General features: G+C 69.2%; 20 protein-coding genes. 11 read left to right on the forward strand and 9 right to left on the reverse strand.

The window, feature by feature from the left end:
- Positions 1-72 precede the first annotated feature (72 nt).
- Together Q8Q77_RS08645 and Q8Q77_RS08650 are read left to right on the forward strand one after the other, a co-directional pair.
- On the forward strand, positions 73-2,193 hold the full coding sequence (locus Q8Q77_RS08645; RefSeq protein WP_305583145.1) for a M13 family metallopeptidase: 2,121 nt from the start codon (positions 73-75) through the stop codon (positions 2,191-2,193).
- Positions 2,194-2,249: 56 nt separating this feature from the next.
- Positions 2,250-3,011 (forward strand): RNA methyltransferase, encoded by a 762-nt coding sequence (locus Q8Q77_RS08650; RefSeq protein WP_305583147.1) that lies wholly within the window; start codon positions 2,250-2,252, stop codon positions 3,009-3,011.
- Between the two features lie 92 nt (positions 3,012-3,103).
- Here Q8Q77_RS08650 and Q8Q77_RS08655 read toward each other — a convergent pair whose 3' ends face one another.
- The 5 genes from Q8Q77_RS08655 to Q8Q77_RS08675 all read right to left on the reverse strand — a co-directional run bounded on the left by Q8Q77_RS08655 (position 3,104) and on the right by Q8Q77_RS08675 (position 5,634).
- A complete protein-coding gene (locus Q8Q77_RS08655) occupies positions 3,104-3,520 on the reverse strand; it encodes a helix-turn-helix domain-containing protein (RefSeq protein ID WP_305583149.1) in 417 nt (138 codons plus the stop codon).
- Between the two features lie 134 nt (positions 3,521-3,654).
- Positions 3,655-3,915 (reverse strand): hypothetical protein, encoded by a 261-nt coding sequence (locus Q8Q77_RS08660; protein WP_305583151.1) that lies wholly within the window; start codon positions 3,913-3,915, stop codon positions 3,655-3,657.
- Positions 3,912-4,445 (reverse strand): isochorismatase family protein, encoded by a 534-nt coding sequence (locus tag Q8Q77_RS08665; protein ID WP_305583153.1) that lies wholly within the window; start codon positions 4,443-4,445, stop codon positions 3,912-3,914. Before Q8Q77_RS08665 ends, Q8Q77_RS08660 begins: the two co-directional genes overlap by 4 nt.
- Complete coding sequence (locus tag Q8Q77_RS08670) at positions 4,442-5,074, reverse strand: GNAT family N-acetyltransferase (protein ID WP_305583154.1); 633 nt, start codon at positions 5,072-5,074, stop codon at positions 4,442-4,444. Before Q8Q77_RS08670 ends, Q8Q77_RS08665 begins: the two co-directional genes overlap by 4 nt.
- Positions 5,074-5,634 carry a hypothetical protein gene (locus tag Q8Q77_RS08675; protein WP_305583156.1) on the reverse strand — a complete coding sequence of 187 codons (561 nt, stop codon included), beginning with the start codon at positions 5,632-5,634 and terminating at the stop codon, positions 5,074-5,076. Before Q8Q77_RS08675 ends, Q8Q77_RS08670 begins: the two co-directional genes overlap by 1 nt.
- 105 nt (positions 5,635-5,739) lie before the next feature.
- Here Q8Q77_RS08675 and Q8Q77_RS08680 point away from each other — a divergent pair, with 105 nt between their 5' ends.
- The 5 genes from Q8Q77_RS08680 to Q8Q77_RS08700 all read left to right on the forward strand — a co-directional run bounded on the left by Q8Q77_RS08680 (position 5,740) and on the right by Q8Q77_RS08700 (position 11,611).
- Positions 5,740-6,723: a LysR family transcriptional regulator gene (locus Q8Q77_RS08680; RefSeq protein ID WP_305583158.1), complete on the forward strand. Its 984-nt coding sequence runs from the start codon at positions 5,740-5,742 to the stop codon at positions 6,721-6,723.
- Positions 6,724-6,854: 131 nt separating this feature from the next.
- Positions 6,855-9,251, forward strand: a complete 2,397-nt coding sequence (locus tag Q8Q77_RS08685) for an ATP-binding protein (protein ID WP_305583160.1) — start codon at positions 6,855-6,857, stop codon at positions 9,249-9,251.
- Positions 9,252-9,390: 139 nt separating this feature from the next.
- Entirely contained in the window at positions 9,391-9,819 is a 429-nt protein-coding gene (locus Q8Q77_RS08690) for a DUF5360 family protein (protein WP_305583162.1), read from the forward strand.
- Positions 9,819-10,415 carry a TetR/AcrR family transcriptional regulator gene (locus tag Q8Q77_RS08695; RefSeq protein WP_305583164.1) on the forward strand — a complete coding sequence of 199 codons (597 nt, stop codon included), beginning with the start codon at positions 9,819-9,821 and terminating at the stop codon, positions 10,413-10,415. The genes Q8Q77_RS08690 and Q8Q77_RS08695 overlap by 1 nt, the downstream gene beginning before the upstream one ends.
- A gap of 65 nt (positions 10,416-10,480) precedes the next feature.
- Positions 10,481-11,611 (forward strand): ferritin-like domain-containing protein, encoded by a 1,131-nt coding sequence (locus tag Q8Q77_RS08700; RefSeq protein ID WP_305583166.1) that lies wholly within the window; start codon positions 10,481-10,483, stop codon positions 11,609-11,611.
- A 74-nt stretch (positions 11,612-11,685) separates the two neighbouring features.
- Here the strand turns inward: Q8Q77_RS08700 and Q8Q77_RS08705 are convergent, their stop codons facing one another.
- Positions 11,686-12,201: a hemerythrin domain-containing protein gene (locus Q8Q77_RS08705; RefSeq protein WP_305583168.1), complete on the reverse strand. Its 516-nt coding sequence runs from the start codon at positions 12,199-12,201 to the stop codon at positions 11,686-11,688.
- 109 nt (positions 12,202-12,310) lie between these two features.
- On the opposite strand from Q8Q77_RS08705, the gene Q8Q77_RS08710 reads away from it, so the two are divergent.
- Together Q8Q77_RS08710 and Q8Q77_RS08715 are read left to right on the forward strand one after the other, a co-directional pair.
- Complete coding sequence (locus Q8Q77_RS08710) at positions 12,311-13,354, forward strand: FAD-binding oxidoreductase (RefSeq protein ID WP_305583170.1); 1,044 nt, start codon at positions 12,311-12,313, stop codon at positions 13,352-13,354.
- Entirely contained in the window at positions 13,351-14,520 is a 1,170-nt protein-coding gene (locus Q8Q77_RS08715) for an acyl-CoA dehydrogenase family protein (RefSeq protein ID WP_305583172.1), read from the forward strand. The genes Q8Q77_RS08710 and Q8Q77_RS08715 overlap by 4 nt, the downstream gene beginning before the upstream one ends.
- Here Q8Q77_RS08715 and Q8Q77_RS08720 read toward each other — a convergent pair.
- On the reverse strand, positions 14,517-15,203 hold the full coding sequence (locus Q8Q77_RS08720; protein ID WP_305583174.1) for a TonB family protein: 687 nt from the start codon (positions 15,201-15,203) through the stop codon (positions 14,517-14,519). The two genes, Q8Q77_RS08715 and Q8Q77_RS08720, sit on opposite strands and share 4 nt — an antisense overlap.
- Positions 15,204-15,377: 174 nt before the next feature.
- Between Q8Q77_RS08720 and Q8Q77_RS08725 the strand changes: the two genes are divergently transcribed.
- Positions 15,378-16,217 (forward strand): transglycosylase SLT domain-containing protein, encoded by an 840-nt coding sequence (locus Q8Q77_RS08725; protein WP_305583176.1) that lies wholly within the window; start codon positions 15,378-15,380, stop codon positions 16,215-16,217.
- Here Q8Q77_RS08725 and Q8Q77_RS08730 read toward each other — a convergent pair.
- Together Q8Q77_RS08730 and Q8Q77_RS08735 are read right to left on the reverse strand one after the other, a co-directional pair.
- Entirely contained in the window at positions 16,214-17,410 is a 1,197-nt protein-coding gene (locus Q8Q77_RS08730; RefSeq protein WP_305583178.1) for a CaiB/BaiF CoA-transferase family protein, read from the reverse strand. The two genes, Q8Q77_RS08725 and Q8Q77_RS08730, sit on opposite strands and share 4 nt — an antisense overlap.
- Before the next feature lie 74 nt (positions 17,411-17,484).
- The gene (locus Q8Q77_RS08735; protein WP_305583180.1) at positions 17,485-19,287 is read right to left on the reverse strand and encodes an ATP-binding protein; all 1,803 of its coding nucleotides are present in this window, start codon (positions 19,285-19,287) and stop codon (positions 17,485-17,487) included.
- Positions 19,288-19,450: 163 nt separating this feature from the next.
- Here Q8Q77_RS08735 and Q8Q77_RS08740 point away from each other — a divergent pair, with 163 nt between their 5' ends.
- Positions 19,451-20,599, forward strand: coding sequence for a DUF2336 domain-containing protein (locus Q8Q77_RS08740; RefSeq protein WP_305583182.1), 1,149 nt, complete (start codon positions 19,451-19,453; stop codon positions 20,597-20,599).
- Positions 20,600-20,607: the final 8 nt, after the last annotated feature.

A 20,607-nucleotide genomic window follows, 5' to 3' on the forward strand; every position in this document is an offset into this window, starting at 1 on the left:
CCGCTGATCGGCGGTGTATGAAAGGCCCCAAACGCCACCGGCGCCGCAGAGCGCCGCGCCTGGGAGCCCGCAATGAACTCTTGGAAGTCCGTCCTGCTGGGGGCCTGCGCCCCGATCCTGCTCGCCGGCTGCGCCACCGTTCCGCCGCCGCCGTCGGCCGCCCCGCAACCCGCTCCGCCGCCCGTGGCCGAGGCGCCCAAGCCCAAGCCGAGATTCGGGACCTTCGGCTTCGACGTGGCCGGCATGGACACCGCCGTCGCGCCCGGCGACGACTTCTTCGCCCACGCCAACGGCGCCTGGGTCAAGACCACCGAGATCCCAGCCGACCGAGGCAGCTACAACACCTTCACGGTGCTGACCGAGGCCGCCGGCGTGCGGACCCGGGCGATCATCGAGGACGCCGCCAAGGCTCAGGCCCCCGAGGGCTCCGAGGCCCGCAAGATCGGCGACTACTACGCCAGCTTCATGGACGAGGCGGCAATCGCCGTCGCCGGCCTGACGCCGCTCAAGCCCGAGCTCGACCGGATCGCCGCGATCAAGACCCGCGCCGACCTGTCGCGCGAGCTGGGGCGGGGCCTGCGAGCCGACGTCGACGCGCTCAACGCCACCGACTTCCAGACCGATCGGCTGTTCGGCCTGTGGGTGGCCGAGGACATGAACGACACCACCCAGTACCGGCCCTATCTGATGCAGGGCGGGCTGTGGCTGCCCGACCGCGAGTACTATCTGGCCGACACGCCGCGCTTCAAGGAGTTGCGGGCCAAGTACCAGGACCACGTCGCCCGGATGCTGACCCTGGCGGGCTACGCCGACGCCCCGGCCCGGGCGGCGCGCGTGCTGGCCCTGGAGACCGCCATCGCCAAGGCCCACTGGACCGTGGACGCCACGTCGGACGTGGCCAAGGCCAACACCGTCTGGACCCGCGCCGAGCTTGCGGGAAAGGCCCCCGGCCTCGACTGGAACGCCTACCTGACTGGAGCGGGCTTGGAGGCCCAGCCCCGGCTCGGCGCCTGGCAGTCCAGCGCCATCGCCGATATCGCCAAGCTGGTCGGCCGCCAGCCGATCGCGGCCTGGAAGGACTATCTGGCCTTCCATGCGGTGGCGCGGGGCGCGCCCTTCATGGGCCAGGCCCTGGTCGAGGAACACTTCGCCTTCAACGGCACGGCGCTGAGCGGCACGCCGCAGCAGCGCGACCGCTGGAAGCGGGGGGTGGACAACACCAGCCTGGCGCTCGGCGAAGCCGTCGGGAAGGTCTACGCCGAGCGGCACTTCTCGCCGGAGGCCAAGGCCCAGGTGCGGGAGATGGTGAGGAACCTGCTGGTCGCCTTCGACGCGCGGGTCGACCGCCTGGACTGGATGAGCCCGCAGACCAAGTCCAAGGCCAAGGAAAAGCTGGCCAACTTCAAGGTGGGCGTCGGCTATCCCGACAAGTGGCGCGACTACTCGGGCCTCAGCATCGTGCGCGGCGACGCCTATGGCAACTGGGAGCGGGCGGGTCTGTTCGAGTATCGGCGCAATGTCGCCAAGCTGGGCAAGCCGGTGGATCGCGACGAGTGGTACCTGCTGCCGCAGGACGTCAACGCGCTGAACATGCCCATGCAGAACATGATCATCTTCCCGGCCGCGATCCTGGAGCCGACCTTCTTCGATCCCCACGCGGACGCGGCGGTGAACTACGGCGCCATCGGCGGGGTGATCGGCCACGAGGTCGTGCATGGCTTCGACGACATCGGCGCCCTGTTCGATCCCAAGGGCAATTTGAAGAATTGGTGGACCGAGGCCGACATGGCCCAGTTCAAGGCCCGCGGCCAGGCCCTGGCCCGGCAGTACAGCGCCTATGAGCCGCTGCCCGGCCTGCACCTCAACGGTGAACAGGTGCTGGGCGAGAACATCGCAGACCTGGCGGGCCTGGCGACGGCCTATGACGCTTACCACCTGTCGCTCAAGGGCGCGCCGGCCCCAGTGATCGACGGTTTCACCGCCGACCAGCGGTTCTATTTCGGCTGGGCGCAGAACTACCGGTCCAAGTTCCGGGAGGCCGCCCTGCGGCGCGCGGTGCTCACCGGCGTCCACTCGCCGGGCATGTATCGCGCCCAGACCGTGCGCAACCAGGATCCCTGGTACGGCGCCTTCGACGTCAAGCCGGGGCAGGGGCTGCACCTGGCGCCCGCCGATCGGGTGAAAATCTGGTAGCCCAGGTCGTCCCCATCGACGATCCGGACGACCCGCGGGTCGCCGCCTATCGCGACGTGCGCGAGCGCGACCTCGTGGGCCGCCAGGGCCTGTTCGTCGCCGAGGGCGAGGTGGTGTTGCGGGTGCTGGCGCGGTCACGCCTGCATCGGCCGGTCTCGCTGCTGATCGCCCGCAAGCGCGTGGCGGCCCTGTCGGAGATCCTCGAGACCATTCCGGACGACGTGCCGGTCTACGCCGCCGGCCAGGCGGTGATGGATGCGGTGGTCGGCTTCCCGATCCATCGTGGGATCCTGGCCTTGGGAACCCGCATCGCCGATCCAGACCCGGCTGAACTGTTGGCCGGCCTCCCGGCGCGCGCGCTGGTGCTGGCCCTCTGCGGCATCGCCAACCACGACAACATGGGCGGACTGTTCCGCAACGCCGCGGCCTTCGGCGTGGGCGCGGTGCTGCTGGACGCAGATTGCTGCGACCCGCTCTATCGCAAGGCGATCCGGGTCTCGGTGGGCGCGTCGCTGGTCACGCCCTTCGCGCGGCTGGCGCCGGGCGCGGACCTGCTCGGTCTGCTGGAGGGGCAGGGCTTTGGGGCCTTGGCGCTCAGCCCAAAGGGCGCGACGACCCTGGCGGAGCTCTCAAGGCCGCCAAGGGCCGCCGTGGTGCTGGGGGCTGAGGGGCCAGGGTTGGCCGAGGCGCTGCTGGCGCGGGCCCGCACGGTGCGGATTCCCATGGCCGACGGTTTCGACAGCCTCAACGTGGCGGTGACCGCGGGCGTCGTCCTGCACCACCTCGCCTTCGCGGCCCTAGAGCAAAATCCGATTTGACTGGATCGGATTTTGCTCAGGACTCTTTGAATTTAGACCATTTTCTTCGCCGAACCGGTATCCACTTCGGCGGAAAATGGTCTAGCGGCGGACTAGCGCGCCCGGCGGACGGTGGCGACGCCGTCATCCGATTCATCGATCAGCGAGCGCGTCAGGTTGAGGATGGCGGTGCGCAGGGCCGGTTGCTGGACGCTGGCGAAAGCCTCGAGCAATTGCACCGCGCCAGGCACGGCCAGTTTCTCGAACAGGCTCTCATCGCCCTGGGGACTGGCGGTCTCACCGACAAGTTCGCCGACCGAGGTGTCCAGCTTCTGGGCGATCTTCACCAGCATCGAGGCCGAGACGCGGTTCGCGCCGCGCTCGTACTTCTGGACCTGCTGGAAGCTCACGCCCAGGTGGTCGGCCAGGGTCGACTGCGAGATGCCCAGCCACTTGCGCCGAACCCGGATGCGGTGACCCACCGCCACATCGATCGGATCCGGGCCTTGGTCTTCGCCGTTCTCGTTCACCGAAACGTCCTCTTCGCGACGCCTACTGCGCGCATACCGTTATTTGACACAGCGGCAAGCTAAGCCGCTACACCTTTATGGTGAAGTGGACGTTGCGCCGCACCGCAGCGTTAATATTCAACTTCCAGGGGAATTCAAGCGTTTGGGGCGCGATCCTGAAGGATGGCGTCGATCTGGTCGAGGACGGCGAGCGCGGTTTCCTCGCCATGACTCTCGCAAATCTCATGGGCCCGCTGGATGATGCACGACAGCGCCGCCAGATCGCGAGGACCCAGCAGGCTGGCCATTTGCAACAACTGTTCGGTCTCGTCCGAACGCGGCCCGGCGGCGTCGGCCCGGGCGGCTCGCGGCCGCGACTGACGGTCAAGGATCTCGAAAGGCAGTTTTTGGGTCATGGGGCGTTGGCCGCGGCGAGAGCCCCGGCGTCCTCTATAAACAACTCTTGGGAATCGATGATGCGGGCCATCGGCGACAGGGATACGAGCGGCGCGGCCAGGGCCTGACGCAGGGCGAGGTCGCCACCGCCGCCGAGCGCCACCGCGTCGCGGACCACCTCGACCGTCAGATCGCGGTCGACCGCGGCGAAAGCCGTGGCCAGCACGCTGTCGCACAGGGAGAAGCCGATCAGGGCCAACGGTCCGCCATAGGCACGGGCCGCCTGGCAGAAGCCCCGGTGGGAGAAGGCCGAGGGCCCGCTGCGCAGGTAGATGGGTTCGCTGGGCAGCGGCTCCAGCCCGACGATGGGCCGGCCGTCCTCCAGCGTCGCCTCGCGGCGATGGACGTGCAGGATCGGCCAGCGCCGGCGGCGGGCCTGCTCCAGGACGCGGCGGCAGGCTTCGAGCGACCGATCGGCGCCGTCGGACACCCCCGACAGCCGGCCGCGCTGCAGGTCGAGGCACACCAGGACGGAAGGGCCTGATCTCATTGAACGGCCGCGCCGAAATTGGCCGCGGGCCGCGCGGCGGAGCGGTCCAGCACCCCAGCCTCGTCCCAGGCGCCCTCGGGGCGCAGCAGCTCCAGTGGGGAACTGTCGAGGGTGAGCGCGTCGGCGGGCGGAACGCCCTCGACGATCATCTCCACATAGTCATGGTCGGAGACCACGAAGCTGCGTCGCTCCTCGCGGACGTGCGCATTGAAATACTGTTCCCAGAACGGGATGAGCCGAACCTGGCCGTAGCCGAGGATCTGGCGATAGTTCTTCTTCTCGGCCAGGCGCTTGGCGGCCAGGATCAGCATCAGGGTCGCACGGCCGCGCCGGTGCTCGCGCCGGACTGCGACGCGCTCGACCTTGGCGAAGTCGGCGAACCAGCGGATGCGCAGGGTGCCGATCGGCTCGCCGTCGCGGCGCAGGACGAGGTGGGTGGCCCCGGCGAAGTCGTTGCCGTCATACTCCTCGTCATATGGGCAGGCCTGCTCGCCCATATAGACCAGGGTGCGCACGGCCATGGCCTGCATCAGGTCGTCGAGGGTTCGGCAGACCCTGACCTCCAGCTTGGCCTCATCGACCTCGGTAGGCGCGCGCGCTTCCAGCGGCATGCGGACATTGGCGTTCATCAGGCGGCCTTTCTCTGCCGCCGCCAGGGCGGCGCCGTGACCAGTCCACCGGGACCGGGGACCGGATAGGCGCCGATACGCTTGAGCAGGGTGCGTTCGCCGCCGGGGGTGGCGGCCCGTCCGTAGAGCGGCAGGTCCGGATGGATCTCGCGATGCAGACTGACGGCGCCGGCCATGACGCTCGCCCGGCCGCGCCAAGTGGCGCCGGCCATGCCCCAGCCATACCAGGCGATCACCGGATCGCCGGGGCGGGCGATGAGATCCAGCGGAGGATCGACCCCGTTCAGGACGCCAGCGGCCAGGGTGGCGCGCGCCGCGGGCTTCAGCGGGAAGAGTGCAATCACCCCGGCCAGTCCGCCATCGGGGCCTCTGAGGGCGAAAGACGAGCACCCGGTCCAGGCCTGGATAGTCGAAAGGGTCGTGACGGTGGCGATGTGGGGGCTGACGGTGCGCGCGGCCAGGTCGCGACCCTCGGCGATCTGATCGGCGTCCGCCAGCCGCATGCCCAGTCTGGCGAGGCCTAGGACGGTTCGTTCGGCGAAATCGCGTACGAGAGACATCGTCGTCGCCTTCTTGTGCGAAGCGCTCATTTGGTAGAGCGTCAGCGACGGACTGGGCGCCCTCGAACTTCGCATGGGGTCGCCACGCCCTTGATAGGGACCTGGATGGACACGCGAGACGGCGCACGCGCCGACTGGGACGACATCAAAACCTTTGTCGCGGCCGCCCAAACCGGCAGTTTCGGCGCGGCCGCGCGACGCCTGCGCACCACCCAGCCAACGGTTACCCGTCGCATAGACGACCTGGAGACGCGCCTCGGAACGCGGCTGTTCGACAGGGGCCTGCGCGGCGTGACGCTCACCCGCGCCGGGGAGCAGGTCTATGATCGCGCCCTGACCATGCAGCGGGCCTCGGTGGAGATCGAACGCCTGGCGCTGGACAGCGAGCGGCCCGAGGCCGGCGAGGTGACCATCGCGGCGCCCGAAGGCATCGGCGGCTTCATCATCGCCCCGGAAATCGCGGAATTCATGAAGGAAAACCCCGGAATCCGCATGGGGTTGGACTGCGGCTTCTATCCCGAGAACCCGGTCGATCCGCATGTGGATCTGTCGATCCAGCTCACCGACGCGACCACCGCGCCGGAGATGACCGCCATTCCGCTGGCGACCCTGCACTACGCCTTGTTCGCCAGCCGCGAGTACCTCGACACGTATGGCGCCCCCACGCGTTTGGAGGCGGCGGCGGGCCATCGGTTCGTTTATCACTCCGCCCAGGTCCGCGAACGAGGGGTCTGGGGGGCGAAAACCTCCGCCTTCATCGAACTGGCGGGGCCGGCGTTGGTGCTCAATTCGTCCACGGCGATGCTGCACGCCATCCAGCGCGGCGCGGGGGTGGGCGCGATCCCGACGGCGATCAGCGCCCTCGAGCCCGATCTGGTGATGCTGGACATCCCGCCGCTGGCCTCGGCGACGCTCTGGCTTTGCCACCATCGCGAAGCGTTGAAGTCGGCGCGCGTCAAACGGGTTTCCGAATGGCTGGTCTCGATCTTCGACGCCCGCGAGCGGCCCTGGTTCCGGCCGGAATTCGTTCACCCATCTGAGTTCGCCGGATGGTCGTGGCCCGCGGCCACCGCGGCTGTGCGCGGATAGGACGCGCGTCGTACCGGACGCCCTAAATCCGACCTTAACCTTGTCGAACCACACTCCTTCGCCAGTGGCGTAAGAAAAATAACACGGGGAGTGCGATGTCGGCCGAGGCGGGGGCGACCCCAGAAGCAGACGTGCGCCCATTCGGCCTGGATATCTCTCAGGCCGTCTGCGATCGCGCGACGCGGCTGGCCCGGACCCTGTTCGGCGCGGTCGACGCGCGCATCCTGCTGGTCAGCGGCGACGCCACCTGGAGCAATCGCGACCCCAGCGGCAAAGTTATGCCGAGCCGGCCCCCGGCGGTCGACATCATCCTTGAGAGCGGGGAGTTGCTGTGGGTGGCCGACACCCGGCTCGATCCGCGGTTCCGTGACTCTCCGACCGTGGTGGGTCCCCCCCATGTGCGGTTCTGCGCTGGGGCGCCGATCCTGCTGGGCGATGGAACCTGCGCCGGCGTGCTGGGCGTAACCGGCTTTGAGCCGACCCCTTTCAATCAGAGCCTGGCCAATCGTCTGCGCGATCTGGCCGACACGGTGGCCGACGAATGGGAACGTGCGCGCGCGACGCATGCGCGCGAGGAGAGCGAGCGCGGACGCGCTGAGCTTTCGACGACCATGGCCGCGATCTTCGGCGCCTTGCCCGGAACGGTCGTGCTGACCGACCACGAGTTGCGGGTGCTCTGTTGCAACCCCGCCTGGGCGCGGCGCATCGGCTACGAGGTCGGCCAGGTGATCGGGCGGTCGCTCTATGAGGTGTCGCCCTGGGCCGAGAAGCACCGGGCCAGCTACGAGCGCTGTCTGGCCGGCGCGACGATACGCAATGAGCGGTTCCCCGCCGCGGCCGCCGACGGACGGGCGGTCTGGAGCCAGATCGAGCTGGCGCCTTGGTGGAACGCGCGGGGCGAGGTCGGCGGCATGGTCGCCGTCAGCCTGGACATCACCAACATGGTCGAGGCGCTGGACGAGAGCACGCGCTCCGAAGAACGGCTGACGCTGGCCATGGAGATCGCCGAGTTGCATGTCTACGAGGTCGACTGGGTTCGCCGCGAACTGGTCAAGACGGGGTGCGAGGACACCTTCTTCACCGAGCCGAAGACCTACGACGAGCTCTTCGCCGACATCTTCGGCACCATCGACCCGCGCGATCGCGCCAATGTCATGCAGCATTGGGATCGGCACCTGAACGAGGGTGCGCCCTATCGTCCTGAGTACCGTGTGGTGCGCTCGGACGACAAGGAGGTCTGGGTGCAGGGCGCCTGCCGTCTGATCAACGACGACAAGGGCCAGCCCCACCGCCTGATCGGCGCGCTGCAGAACATCACCGAGCGCAAGGCCGCCGAGCGCGCCCTGCTTCAGGCCAAGGAAGACGCCGAGACCGCCAATCGGGCCAAGTCGACCTTTCTGGCCACCATGAGCCACGAGATCCGCACGCCGCTGAACGGCGTGCTGGGCATGGCCCAGGCCATGGCCATGGACGCGCTCACGGACCCCCAGCGCGAGCGGCTGGACGTGATCCGACAGTCGGGCGAGACCTTGCTGGCCATCCTCAACGACGTGCTGGACCTGTCCAAGATCGAGGCGGGCAAGTTCGAGTTGGAAGAGGCGCCCTTCGACATCGCCGAACTGGCCCGCGGCGCCCACGCGGCCTTCAGCGCCATCGCAGGCAAGAAGGGCCTGTCCTTCGACCTGGCCATCGCTCCGACCGCCCAGGGCGTCTATCGCGGCGACTCCACGCGGGTCCGTCAGATCCTCTACAACCTGGTCTCCAACGCGCTGAAATTCACGGAAGCCGGCGAGGTCCGCGTCACCGTCGATCGCGCCGGCGACGGCCTGCGGCTGACCGTCGCCGACACCGGGATCGGCATCCCGCCGGATCGTCTGGCGAGCCTGTTCCAGAAATTCGAACAGGCTGACGCCTCGACCACGCGGCGCTACGGCGGCACGGGCCTCGGCCTGGCCATCTGCCGGGAGCTCGCCAGCCTGATGGGCGGGGTGGTCGACGCCACCAGCCTGCCGGGCAGGGGCACGACCTTCGTCGTCAAGCTTCCCCTGGCGCGGATGGGTGACAGCGTTCCGCTGCTGGCTCCGCCGCCATCGCCGGCCGAAACCGCGTCGGTGGACCACGGCGAGGCGGCGCATCTCAAGGTCCTCGCCGCCGAGGACAACGCGGTGAACCAGCTGGTCCTGCGGACTCTGCTCCAGCAGATCGGCATCGAGCCGTTCATCGTCGACAACGGCGCCCTGGCGGTGGAGGCCTGGAACCATGAGGCCTGGGACGTGATCCTGATGGATGTCCAGATGCCGGAAATGGACGGCCCCACGGCGACTGCGGTCATCCGCGCCGCGGAGGCCGCCGAGGGCCGCCCGCGCACCCCGATCATCGCCCTCACCGCCAACGCCATGGCCCACCAGGTGGCCGAATACAGCGCCGCCGGTATGGACGGCTTCGTCGCCAAGCCCATCGAGGTGGGCCGGCTGTTCGACGCCCTGCAGACCGTCCTGGACGCCAAGGACGCCGTGAAAGCGGCCTGAAATCCCACGACTCGCCGTTGCGGGACGCCGCCCGACGCCTATTCATATGATCAACGGTTAGTTTGACCGCCGGGACGTATCGACATTCGCCCGCGACCCGGTTGACTATGCCATCTCGAGTTTGGCCGGAGCCGGAACCATGAGCCGCAGCCTCGCCGCCGCCCTGGCGATCACCGATCTGCTGTTTTTGGCCTATTGGTCGCTGGCCCTGCTGAGCCAGGTCGGGGCTGTCGCGATTCCCGCCGACCTCATGTACGCCGGCTATGAGGATGCGCGCGTGGTGGCGTGGAACTGGTCGTTCTTCCCGCTGGACCTGGCCTTCTCGGTGACCGGACTGCTGGCGGTTCGCGCCGCGCGCCGTGGCGATCCGGCCTGGCGGCCCCTGGCGCTGATCTCGCTGACCCTCACTGTGGTGGCCGGCCTGATGGCCGTGGGCTACTGGGCGATCCTGCGGGAGTTCGATCCCGCCTGGTTCCTGCCCAACCTGGCGTTGGCGGCCTGGCCCTTCGCGTTCCTGCCGGGCCTTGTCTGCGACCTGACGGGGCCTGGCCAGGAGGAGGCGGTCTGATGCCCTGGGCGGACGCCGACGCCGGCCGCAGGCGCGGCTATCATGTGGGCAATCTGCGCATCCAGCTTCTTGACGAGGCCCGCGCCCTGCTACGCGAGGGCGGGATCGCCAAGCTGAACCTGCGCGCGCTCGCCGGGCGCGCGGGAATCGCGGCGGGGTCGGTCTATCACCACTACGCGAGCAAGAACGCGCTGCTGGCCGGCTTGGCGGCCGAGGGCTTCGGTGAGCTGGAGGCCGCGCTCAGCCACGCGGCGACTTCACCGGAGGGCACGCCGATCCGCGCCTCGGCCCTGGCCTATTTCGGCTTCGCCCGCAGCCAGCCCGGCGTCTACGGCCTGATGTTCGATCCGCAGATCCTGGCCGAGCCCGATGTCAGCGCCGCCCGCGATCGCGCCTTCGAGGTGCTGAAGCAGGTGATCGGCCACGCGGCCAGCCAGTCTGACCGCAGCGAGGAGCAGGTGCACAAGGTGGCGCTGGCGGTGTGGGCCTGCGGCCATGGTGCGGCTTCGATGACGCTGGCCGGCGACGAAGGCGCCCAGACGCCGCTGATGGAAGACGTGATCCAGGGCCTGGAAGTGCTGTTCCGCCGCCGCTGAACCGCTGCTATCCAAACGCCGTTCACCGGAATCTCCTCCAGGTTGCTGTACCGGGAGGAACACGAATGGCTGACGGCAATATCACCAAAGACGTCATGTATGACGCGGTGGCCCCGAACGACTTCGAGTCCATGCTGGAACTCGACCGCTACAACGCCCGCTCGACGGCGTTCGACAAAATCATCTCGGCCACGCACGACCATTTCTGGGATCCGCTGGACCCGAAGTACATCGACTTCTCTGCGCCTTGGGACATGGAGAACGACGCCCTGCTGCCCGACGACCAGATCATGTCGCTGGGGTTGCCCTACGTGCTGGACCACCTCGAGAAGACCGGCCAGAAGGCCAAGTTCATCAATGAGATGACGCTGTGGAATTTCTCCTCGATCCTGCACGGCGAGCAGGGCGCGCTGAACCTGTCGGCCAGCCTGTGCCACGTGCTGAAGGACCAGGGCGCGCAGGAGTACGCCGCCAACCAGACCCGCGAGGAAGCCCGCCACGTCACGGCGTTCGCCAAGTACATCAAGGCCCGCTGGGGCCGGCCGCGGCCCTGCGGCGCGGTGCTGAAGCAGCTCCTGGTCGACATCATCGAAGCGCCGGAAGTCTACAAGAAGATCATCGGCATGCAGATGCTGGTCGAGGGCCTGGCCATGGGGGCCTTCGCCGCCGGGTTCCAGTTCAACCGCGATCCGCTGGCCAAGAAGCTGTTCCAGCTCGTCATGACCGACGAGGCCTTCCACCACAAATTCGGGAAGATCTGGGCCGACCGCACCATCCCCAAGATGACCAAGGATGAGCGCGAGATGGTGGAGGACTGGGCCGCCCACTGCTTCCAGTCGCTGCTGTTCAACATGGGTTCGCCCAACCAGCAGGCCGGCGTCTACGCCGATTTCGGCCTCGATCCCGACCGGGTCCGCGCCGAGATGATCGTGCTGATCCAGAACGACGAGCGCCGCCGCGAACGCCTGAAGAGCCAAACCAACATCTTCCGGGTGCTCATCAAGACCCTGCTCAACGCCGGTCTGATCACCGAGCGAACCCGGGCCTTCTATGCGACCTATGTCGACATGGAGGAGCTCAAGGCCGAGGGCGACAAGATGGTCGGCGACGACATCGCTGAGGAGGGGATCAAGTACCTCCAGGAGATCAACTTCAGGGACCGCGGCGCCAAGGCGATCTCCATCGCCGCCGAATAGGCCAGGAGCGCGACAGTCGAAAGCGGACGCCGTCGCCAGACGGCGTCCGTCTCCATTTTCGAGACCAGTCGGAGCTAGTTGATCCTGGCGAGCTGGCTCATCAGCTCTTCCTTGCGCGCGGCCATGGCGGCGCCGAGGCTCTTCAGGTCGAGGTCGGTCTTACGGACCTTGGGGAAGTATTCCTTCTCCTCCTCCTTGACGTGGTGTTTGATCACCTCCGACAGCCACTTGACCTTGGCGTCATAGAGATCGTCGTCGACCTGGCCCGCCTCGAGCTGGGCGATCAGGTCCTTGGCCGAGGCGTGTTCCACCACCGCCTCGTCGACGATGGACTCGTCGTCCAAGACATCGCGCGAGGCCGGGTAGAAATACTCCTCTTCGATCCGGGTATGGACTGTCAGGGCCTTGCAGATCTTGGCGATCAGCTCAGTCTTCTTCGTCCCGGCTCGGGCTTTCTCGTATTCGGCGAACCATCCCTCCACCTCGCGGTGGTCGGCCTTCAGGAGCGCGATGGCGTCCTGCGCGCCCGGGGACTTCTTCGTGGTCTTGGTTGAGGTCTTCTTGGTGGTCGTCGCTGCGGCTGTGGCCATGTCGTGTTCCCTTCGCCAGTTGAACCCGTGTCTCGGTGAATGGCGGAACCCGCTCGCGTCCACGCGGTTCCGAGCTTGATTTCAGGCGCGAAGACCGCTCGTTAGGCGCATGGCCAAGCGGGCGAAGATCACGGTGGCGGGCGCTGGAGCCCTGGGGCTGACCACGGCGCTCGCCCTGGCCGACGCCGGGCACAGCGTCACGGTGTTCGATCCCGCGAGCCCGCTGGACAACGCCTCGGGCGTGGCCGCCGGCATGCTGGCCCCGGCGTTCGAGAGCGTGCTCGATCCCGCCGCGACGCCGCAGCTCGACCTGCTGCTGGCCGCGCGCGATCTCTGGCCGGCCCTGGAGACGAGGATCGGCGTCGTGGTCGACCGGGCCGGCGCCGTGGCCGTGGGCGAGGCCGACTTCCTGGCCCGCGCGGATGGCGGCCTGAGGTCGCTCGGCCTCCATCCCACCGATCTGGCGCGCAAGGCCCTGGAAGGCCTCGCGCCAGGCCTCGCCCCAACCTGGGGCCGCGGTGTCCTGATCCGCGAGGACTGGCGGATCGAGGCGGGCGCGGCCCTCACCGCCCTGCGCGCGGCCTGCGAAGCGGCGGGGGTGATCTTCCGCCAGGAGCCGGCCCGCGGCTTCGAGGGCGGCGAGCGGCTGGTCATCGCCACCGGCGCGGCCCGCGACCTGGCCGTGGTCGCGCCCGAGCTCTCAGCCCTGAGCCCGATCAAGGGCCATATCCTGCGCAGCCAGGCTTACGCCTATGAGGGCGTGGTGGTGCGGGGCGAAGGCGCCTATGTCACCGCGGCCCCTGGCGCCATGACGCTCGGCGCGACCATGCAGCCCGGCCGCGACGACCGCGATGTCGATCCGGAGGATGTGGCGCCGCTGCTGGCGGCTGGCGCACGGCTGTTCCCGCAGGTCGCGGACGGGCCCTACGCAGCGTCCGCCGGGGTGCGCGCCGCCACCACCGACGGCCTGCCGATGGTCGGTCGCGGCCGCCATCATGGCGTGCTGCTGGCGGTGGGCGCGCGGCGCAACGGCTGGCTGCTGGCGCCCCTGGTCGCCAGGATCATCGCGGCTTGCGTGACGGAAGGGGAAGCCGGTCCCTATGCCCAGCGACTGGACCCGGCGCGGTTCGGCATGACCAGCGAGGCGAAATGACCGGGTTCTGGCTGACGCAGGAACAGGAGGCGATCGGCCAGAGCGTCGCGCGCCTGTGCGCACGGTTCGACGCCGACTACTGGCGCCGGACTGACGAGACCGGCGAGTTCCCCGAGGCTTTCGTCGCCGCCATGGTCGAGGCCGGCTGGCTGGGCGCGGCCATGCCCGTCGAGCTGGGCGGCTCGGGTCTGGGTCTCACCGAGGCGACCGTGATGATGCAGGCCGTGGCGCAGTCAGGGGCGGGGTTCTCCGGCGCCAGCGCCCTGCACCTTAACATCTTCGGCCCAATGCCGATCGTTAAGTTCGGCAGCGACGACCAGAAGCGCCGCCACATCCCGCGCTTGATCGCCGGCCAGGACAAGATGTGCATCGGCATCACCGAGCCCGACGCGGGCCTCGACACCACCAGCCTGACCACCAAGGCGACGCGGACCAACGACGGCTATGTGCTGCAGGGCCGCAAGACGTGGACCACTTCGGCCCAGCGCGCCAACAAGATGCTGATCATCGCGCGCACCACGCCGCGCGACCAGGTGACCAAGTCCACCCAGGGCTTAAGCCTGTTCTATATCGACTTCGACCGCACCAGGATCGAGGCCAAGCCGATCCCCAAGATGGGCCGCAAGGCCGTCGAGTCGAACCAGGTCTTCATTGACAACCTGGAGATTCCCGCCGACGCCCTGATCGGCGAGGAGGGCAGGGGGTTCTATTACCTGCTGGAGGGGCTGAACCCCGAGCGGGTGCTGTTCGGGGCGGAGGCCGTGGGCCTGGGCCGCGCGGCCCTGGCGCGGGCCTCGTCCTACGCCAAGGAGCGGATCGTGTTCGGCCGGCCCATCGGCCAGAACCAGGGGGTGGCCCATCCCCTGGCCAAGGCCTGGGTCGAGCTGGAGGCGGCCAACCTGATGGCTTTCAAGGCGGCGGCCCTCTACGACGCCGGCCGCGACTGCGGGGCCGAGGCCAATGCGGCCAAGTATCTGGGCGGAGAGGCGGGTTTCAACGCCTGCGAGGCCGCGGTCCTGGCCCACGGCGGGATGGGCTACGCCAAGGAGTACGACGTTGAGCGCTACTTCCGCGAAGCCATGATCGCCCGCATCGCTCCGATCAGCCGCGAGATGGTGCTGAACTACATCGCCGAGCGCGTCCTGGGCCTGCCGAAGAGTTACTAGCCCACACCGAACCGCACGGGGATGCGCACCACCCCGCCGTCCACCGGCTGGCCGTCGGTGGTCAGGGGCCGCATCCGGAAATAGGGCGCGAGCTTGAGGGCGGCACGGCCGAACCCCTCGCTCGCAGGCGTCTCGCTGACCACCTGGCAGGCGTCCAGCTTGCCGGCGGCGCTGACGGTGCAGCTCAGCATGGCCAGGCCGCCGACCTCCCGGCGCAGGGCCGCGTCCGGATAGAAGCGGGCGAACTCCCGCGCGCCCGGCTTGGTCAGCCAGCTTGGCTGCAGGACCACCGGGCCGGCCGGCGGCGCGGGCGGGATCGTCGGCGGACCGAGCGCCGTGGGCCCAGGGTTGGGCTGGGTCGGGATCGGCGCGAGATCGGGCGCGACCGGTATCGGATTTGGGGGCGTGAACGGCGTCTCGACCGCCTGACGGGGCTGGACGGTCGGCCGCGACCTCGGCGTCTCGATGGGCTTCTTTCGGAGGGTCACGGTCTGGATGTCGAAGATCGGGCCTTCCGGCAGTTCGACGACCTCGGGCGGCATCCAGGTCTTCATCGCGAGATAGGCCGCCAGTCCGAGATGGACCGCCACCGAGGCGCCGATCGCCAGCGTCACATGGGGCGATCTGCGCCTCCGCGACGGCGTGTGGCCGGCGAACACCGGCAGAGCCTGACGGATGACCATGGCGACCTCCCTTTCCTTGTCGTCGTCGCTGACGGAGAGGGTCGCGCCGGGATCGTGGCCGGACCTTGACCTAGGGGAAGCCGAATGGTGACGCTTTCGCAGCCGAAAGATGTGCGCGCTCTCGCCGCATCATGGTTAGCGGCGCATTAACCATGTCGGCGCAAACCAGGGACCATGGCCATCCATGGAATCCGGGGCGTCGTCGAAGCCGCGATCCAACGCGCGTCCAATGCGACGGGCGTGGATTTCAGCTTCCTGATGGGCACCGCGGCGCGTGAGAGCGGCTACAACCCCAAGGCCAAGGCGTCGTCGTCGTCGGCCGCCGGCCTCTTCCAGTTCGTCGAGCAGACCTGGCTCTCCACCCTGAAGCAGCACGGGTCCAAGTACGGCTACGCCCGCTACGCCGAGCTGATTCAGAAGGGCTCCGACGGCCGCTATCACGTGGCCGGCGCCGAGGCGCGCAAGGCGGTGATGGACCTGCGGATGGACCCGCACGCGGCCTCGTTGATGGCCGGCGAGCTCACCTCCGATCACGCCTCCTACCTCAAGGGCCGCACGGGCCGCTCGCCCACGGCGGGCGAGCTTTACGCCGCTCATTTCCTGGGCCCCCACGGGTCGGCCCGCCTGATCGAGGCGATGCGGACGCGCCCGGGCGCCAGCGCCGCCAGCATCTTCCCCGACGCGGCCGGGGCCAACCGATCGATCTTCTACCGCGACGGCCGCGCGGCCACCGTGGCCGAGGTCTACGCCAACCTCACCAAGACCGGTGGCTCGGCCCCCGCGGCGACCGAACGCGCCGTCTCGGCGCCGGAGCCCCAGGGCGGCTTCATTCAGTACGCCTCGGCCCGCCAGGGCGCGGTGCAACGCGATCAGGACGCCCTGGTCGAGATCATCCTGCGCGGCAGCCAGTCGCGCGACGACGCCGGCGCCAGCGTCGGCTCGCGGCTGACCGGCTCGATGTTCTCCAGCGAGATGCTGCGGGTGCTCTCCGAGGCCCGCGAAAAGTCGAGCTAGACCGCGGCTCCGGCCGCCACCATCGCCTCGATCTGAACCTCGTCGTATCCCAGCTCGGCCAGGACCTCATGGGTGTGCTGGCCTAGGCGCGGGGCGGCGGGCCGGCGGTCCAGGTCGGCGCCGGGGAACCGGGCCGGAGCCGCGGGCGAGCGGAAGGTTCCGCCGCGGCCATCCTCGACCTCGATGATCGCGCCGGCCGCCTGGACCTGCGGATCGGCGGCGACCTCGGCCGGGGTCTGGACCGGCGCCCAGACCTGATCGGCCGCGTTCAGCCGCACGGCGATCTCGTCGAAGTCCAGCGCGCCAAAGGCCGCCTCGAACTCGGCGACGAGTTCCTTGTTGTTAGCCTTGCGTAGCTTGCCGGTCTGGAAGCGCTCGTCCTGGGCCAGCTCCGGGCGCCCGCAGGCCTTGGTGATCTGCACCCAGTCGTCGGACGCGCCGCGGGGATTGAGCACGAACCAGCGCTCGTCGCGGCTCTTGTAGAAATTGGCCACCGGATCGAATGGATCGGATCGCGGACGGTTGGAGGCGAGCTTGCCCAGCACGAGCTGCACGGCGAGGTCAGACCCCACGGCGTAGACCCCGGTGGCCAGCAGCGAGGTCTGCACCAGGCGCCCGGCGCCGGTTTGCTCGCGCTCATACAGCGCCGCCAGGATCGCCGAGACCGTGGCCAGCGAGGTGGTGTGGTCGCCGACCCCGGTGCGCAGGATGAAGGGATCCTGGCCCTTGGGCGTGTGCATCCGCGCCACGCCGGCCCGCGACCAGAAGGCGGTGACGTCGAAGCCGGGCAAGTGGGCGTCCGGCCCCTCCAGCCCGTAGCCGGTGACCACGGCGTAGACCAGGCGCGGATTGACCGCGCGCAGGGTCACGTCGTCCAGGCCCGCACGCTTCAGGGACGCCGGGCGGACGTTCGTGAGGAAGACGTCGGCCTCCGCCGCGAGCTTGGCGAGCGCGTCGCGGCCTTCCGGCTTGGCGATGTCCAGCACCACGGCGCGCTTGCCGCGGTTGTCCAGGTCGAAGGTCGGGTTGACGGATATCTCGCTCTTGGCGTCGGCGAACACGTGGCGCATCGGGTCGCCCTGCGGACGTTCGACCTTGATCACCTGCGCGCCCCAGTCGGCCAGTATGCCCCCCGCGCCGGGCGCGGCGATGTAGGAGGCGAACTCGACCACCTTTAGACCCTTGAGTACCACGCACGTCCCTCCCGACCTTTTCGGCCATAGTGACCGCTGGGGGAGGGAGCCTCAAGGCGCCGCGCAGGCAGGACTCAGGCGACGACGCGAATTCTTGGCGGATCGCGCTCCACGGCGATGGCGTCGGCCACCGCCCTGGCGACGGCGGCTACGCTGACCGGCTTGCGTAGGACGGCGTCGGCGCCGGCCTGGGTGCATTCCTTGGCCTCGGCCGCGTCGCCGCCGATGACAGCGATGATCGGCGCGCCGCACATGGGGCCGTCCAAGGCGCGGATGGCGGCGATGGTGGCCGGGCCGTCCATGTTGGGCATCCGCCCGTCGATCATCAGCAGGTCGAACTCGCAGACCTTGGAGAGGTCCACGGCGCGGCGTCCGTCGATGGCGTGCACCACCTGGTGGCCCAGCTGTTCGATCACCGCGCGCAGCATGGCGGCGTTCAGCGCGTCGTCCTCGGCGATCAGCACCCGCAGGGCGTTGCGCTCGACGGTCGCCGGAACCGCCGGCTCCGCGGCGACGCCGTCGCGGTCGGGCTGGGCGGTCAGGTCATAGGGCAGCTCCAGGCGGAAGCAGGAGCCGACGCCGACGGCGCTATGGCCCGAGAGTTCCCCCCCCATCAGGCGCGCAAGCTGCCGAGAGAGCGACAGGCCAAGCCCAGCGCCCGAGGTGCCGGCGCTGGTTCGCTCGATGCGGTTGAAGGGTTCGAAGGCCCGCTCCAGCTCGTCGGCGGCGAGGCCGGGGCCGGTGTCGGCGATCTCGATGGCCAGGCGGCCGGACGCCGACAGCTCGATTCGCGCCTCGACCCGGCCGCGCAGAGTGAACTTGAGCGCATTGCCCAGAAGGTTGGCCAGGATCTGGCGCGCACGGTGAACGTCAGCGATCGCCGCGCCCGGTTCGGCCAAGGCCAGTTCGGGGGCGACGTGCAGGGTCAGTTCCAAGGCCTTGGCCGCGGCGTTCGGGCGGTTGAGCAGGACCAGGTCGCGGATCAGGGCGACGGGGTCGAAGGGCCGGGTGTCCACCGACAGGCGGCCGGCTTCGGCGGTCTCGGAATCGAGCGTCGTGTTCAGCACGGAAATGAGGTCGTTGGCGGCGTCCAGCGCCGCGGCCAGCTGCTCGCGCGAGGGGGCCGAGCGGCCGTTATGGCCGACGGCGGCGGCGAGCACGTGGGCCACCCCGGTCAGGCCGTTGCGGATCTCGTGGCTGAGGGTGGCGACCAGATCGGACTTGGACTGCGCGAGCTTGTTGGCCGCCTCCACCATGCCGGCGCGGTCGGCGATCAGGGCCTCGCGCTCCACGGCCAGCGAGAACTGGCCGCGCAGGATGCGGTTGAGGATCAGGGCCAGCGCCATGGCCAGCGCCACCGCGCCCCAGGCCAGGTTGGCGAGCTCGGCGCTGTCGGGATCGTTGAACAGGAAGAACAGCGGCCCGGCGACCGCCGCGGAGCCGATGATCAGCAGGCTGGGCAGCCAGGGCGCGGCGAAGAACACGATGACCACCGAGGCGGCCAGCGCCGTCATCATCAGGGGCTCCCGCGCGGGCCCGGCGCCGTCGGCGAAAGCGGCCATCTGGGCCACGGCGGCGGCCCACAGCAGGCCGCTGAGGATCTGCACGCGCCCGCGCCGGACAAGGTCCGCCCGGGCCTCGGGCCGCTTCAGCCAATTGACCACCGCGTAGAACGCGCCCCAGGCGCCGGCGAAGATGGCGAAGGTGGCGCTCATCCACACGGCGTTGGGCGCGTGGGAGCCGGCCCAGACATAGACTGGAAGACTGATGGTGAAGATCGCGAGCGCGTAGGGCAGGAGGGCGGTCTGGGCGTCGAGCGCCTGTTGCGTCACCGACAGCCCGCCGCGGCCCCCGCCAAGCTCGGTCTGGACAGTCATCAAGTCGAGCTCCTCGGCGGCGAACCCCAAGCCTAGCGCGGCAGGGTTTGCGAGGGGTTACGCGAGATCGTTAATCCACACCTTCGCAGGGCAACCGATCATTAAGCCTAACCGTCCATGATGAAGCCCGGAGCCTTCGGTTCCGAACTGGGGTGAGGCGGGAATGGCGACCACGCGTGCGGCGCTGACGGACGACGATATTCGCACCCTGGTGAAGGGCGCGACGCCCGACGAGCGCGCCGTGGCCGCCCATCGGCTGTGCCGCAGCATCGAGACCGCGGACCTCTCGGACGAGGACCGCGGTCAGGCCCACGAAATCCTGCGGGTGATGGCCGCCGACGCCGCCGAGCTGGTGCGCCGCGCTGTGGCCGTGACCCTGAAGAACTCCACCGTCGTGCCGCGCGACGTGGCCCTGAAGCTGGCCCGCGACGTGGAGAGCGTCGCCCTGCCGATCCTGGGCGCCTCGCCGGCCTTTACCGACCAGGACCTCGCCGAAATCGTCCGCCTGGGCGGTCCGGTGCGCCAGGTGGTGATCGCCAAGCGGCCCCGCGTCTCGCAGGTCGTGACCGCCGCCATCGTCGAACACGGGGTGGAGCGCGCCGTGGAGGCCGCCTGCGCCAACGACAACGCCGACTTCGCCGAGATCACCCTGCAGAAGGTGATCGAACGCTTCGAGCAGTCCGAGCGGGTGCTGGCTGCGGTGGCCTATCGCGACGCCCTGCCGGTCTCGGTGACGGAACGCCTGATCGACATGGTCGGCGACGCCGTGCGCGACCATCTGCTGAACCACCACGCCGTCTCGCCGGAACTGGCCCTGCAGATCGTCATGGGGGCCAAGGAGCGCGCGACCATCGACCTGGTCGACCAGGCCGGCCGCGCCAGCGACATGAAGGCCTTCGTGTCGCACCTCAGCAAGAACCAGCGCCTCAGCGCCTCGCTGCTGCTGCGCGGCATGGCGCATGGCCACATGACCTTCCTGGAATGGGGCCTGGCCGAGCTGGCCGGGGTGCCTCATCACCGGACCTGGCTGATGATCCACGACGCCGGCCCTCTCGGCCTGCGCGCCATCTATGAGCGGGCCGGCCTGCCGGCGCGGCTCTATCCGGCCTTCCGCTCGGGCGTCGACACTTTCCATTCGATGGAGTTCGACGGTGGGGCCAGGGACCGCGAACGGTTCCAGGAGAAGATGTTGCAGCGCTTCCTCACCCAGCCCACCGCCGCGGCCCGCGAGGACGTCGACTATCTCCTTGAGAAGATGGACCGGATCTCCAGCGAGACCCGCAAGGCGTTCAGGGCCGCGCAGGGGGCCTGAGCCCGGCT

This window comes from Phenylobacterium sp. (assembly GCF_030698145.1).
Taxonomy (GTDB): Bacteria; Pseudomonadota; Alphaproteobacteria; order Caulobacterales; family Caulobacteraceae; genus Phenylobacterium.

Coding starts and splice junctions, on each gene's coding strand:
- Q8Q77_RS08645 (WP_305583145.1), top strand. CDS start 73: ATGAACTCTTGGAAGTCCGTCCTGCTGGGGGCCTGCGCCCCGATCCTG.
- Q8Q77_RS08660 (WP_305583151.1), bottom strand. CDS start 3,915: ATGACCCAAAAACTGCCTTTCGAGATCCTTGACCGTCAGTCGCGGCCG.
- Q8Q77_RS08665 (WP_305583153.1), bottom strand. CDS start 4,445: ATGAGATCAGGCCCTTCCGTCCTGGTGTGCCTCGACCTGCAGCGCGGC.
- Q8Q77_RS08670 (WP_305583154.1), bottom strand. CDS start 5,074: ATGAACGCCAATGTCCGCATGCCGCTGGAAGCGCGCGCGCCTACCGAG.
- Q8Q77_RS08675 (WP_305583156.1), bottom strand. CDS start 5,634: ATGTCTCTCGTACGCGATTTCGCCGAACGAACCGTCCTAGGCCTCGCC.
- Q8Q77_RS08680 (WP_305583158.1), top strand. CDS start 5,740: ATGGACACGCGAGACGGCGCACGCGCCGACTGGGACGACATCAAAACC.
- Q8Q77_RS08690 (WP_305583162.1), top strand. CDS start 9,391: ATGAGCCGCAGCCTCGCCGCCGCCCTGGCGATCACCGATCTGCTGTTT.
- Q8Q77_RS08695 (WP_305583164.1), top strand. CDS start 9,819: ATGCCCTGGGCGGACGCCGACGCCGGCCGCAGGCGCGGCTATCATGTG.
- Q8Q77_RS08700 (WP_305583166.1), top strand. CDS start 10,481: ATGGCTGACGGCAATATCACCAAAGACGTCATGTATGACGCGGTGGCC.
- Q8Q77_RS08705 (WP_305583168.1), bottom strand. CDS start 12,201: ATGGCCACAGCCGCAGCGACGACCACCAAGAAGACCTCAACCAAGACC.
- Q8Q77_RS08710 (WP_305583170.1), top strand. CDS start 12,311: ATGGCCAAGCGGGCGAAGATCACGGTGGCGGGCGCTGGAGCCCTGGGG.
- Q8Q77_RS08715 (WP_305583172.1), top strand. CDS start 13,351: ATGACCGGGTTCTGGCTGACGCAGGAACAGGAGGCGATCGGCCAGAGC.
- Q8Q77_RS08720 (WP_305583174.1), bottom strand. CDS start 15,203: ATGGTCATCCGTCAGGCTCTGCCGGTGTTCGCCGGCCACACGCCGTCG.
- Q8Q77_RS08725 (WP_305583176.1), top strand. CDS start 15,378: ATGGCCATCCATGGAATCCGGGGCGTCGTCGAAGCCGCGATCCAACGC.
- Q8Q77_RS08735 (WP_305583180.1), bottom strand. CDS start 19,287: ATGACTGTCCAGACCGAGCTTGGCGGGGGCCGCGGCGGGCTGTCGGTG.
- Q8Q77_RS08740 (WP_305583182.1), top strand. CDS start 19,451: ATGGCGACCACGCGTGCGGCGCTGACGGACGACGATATTCGCACCCTG.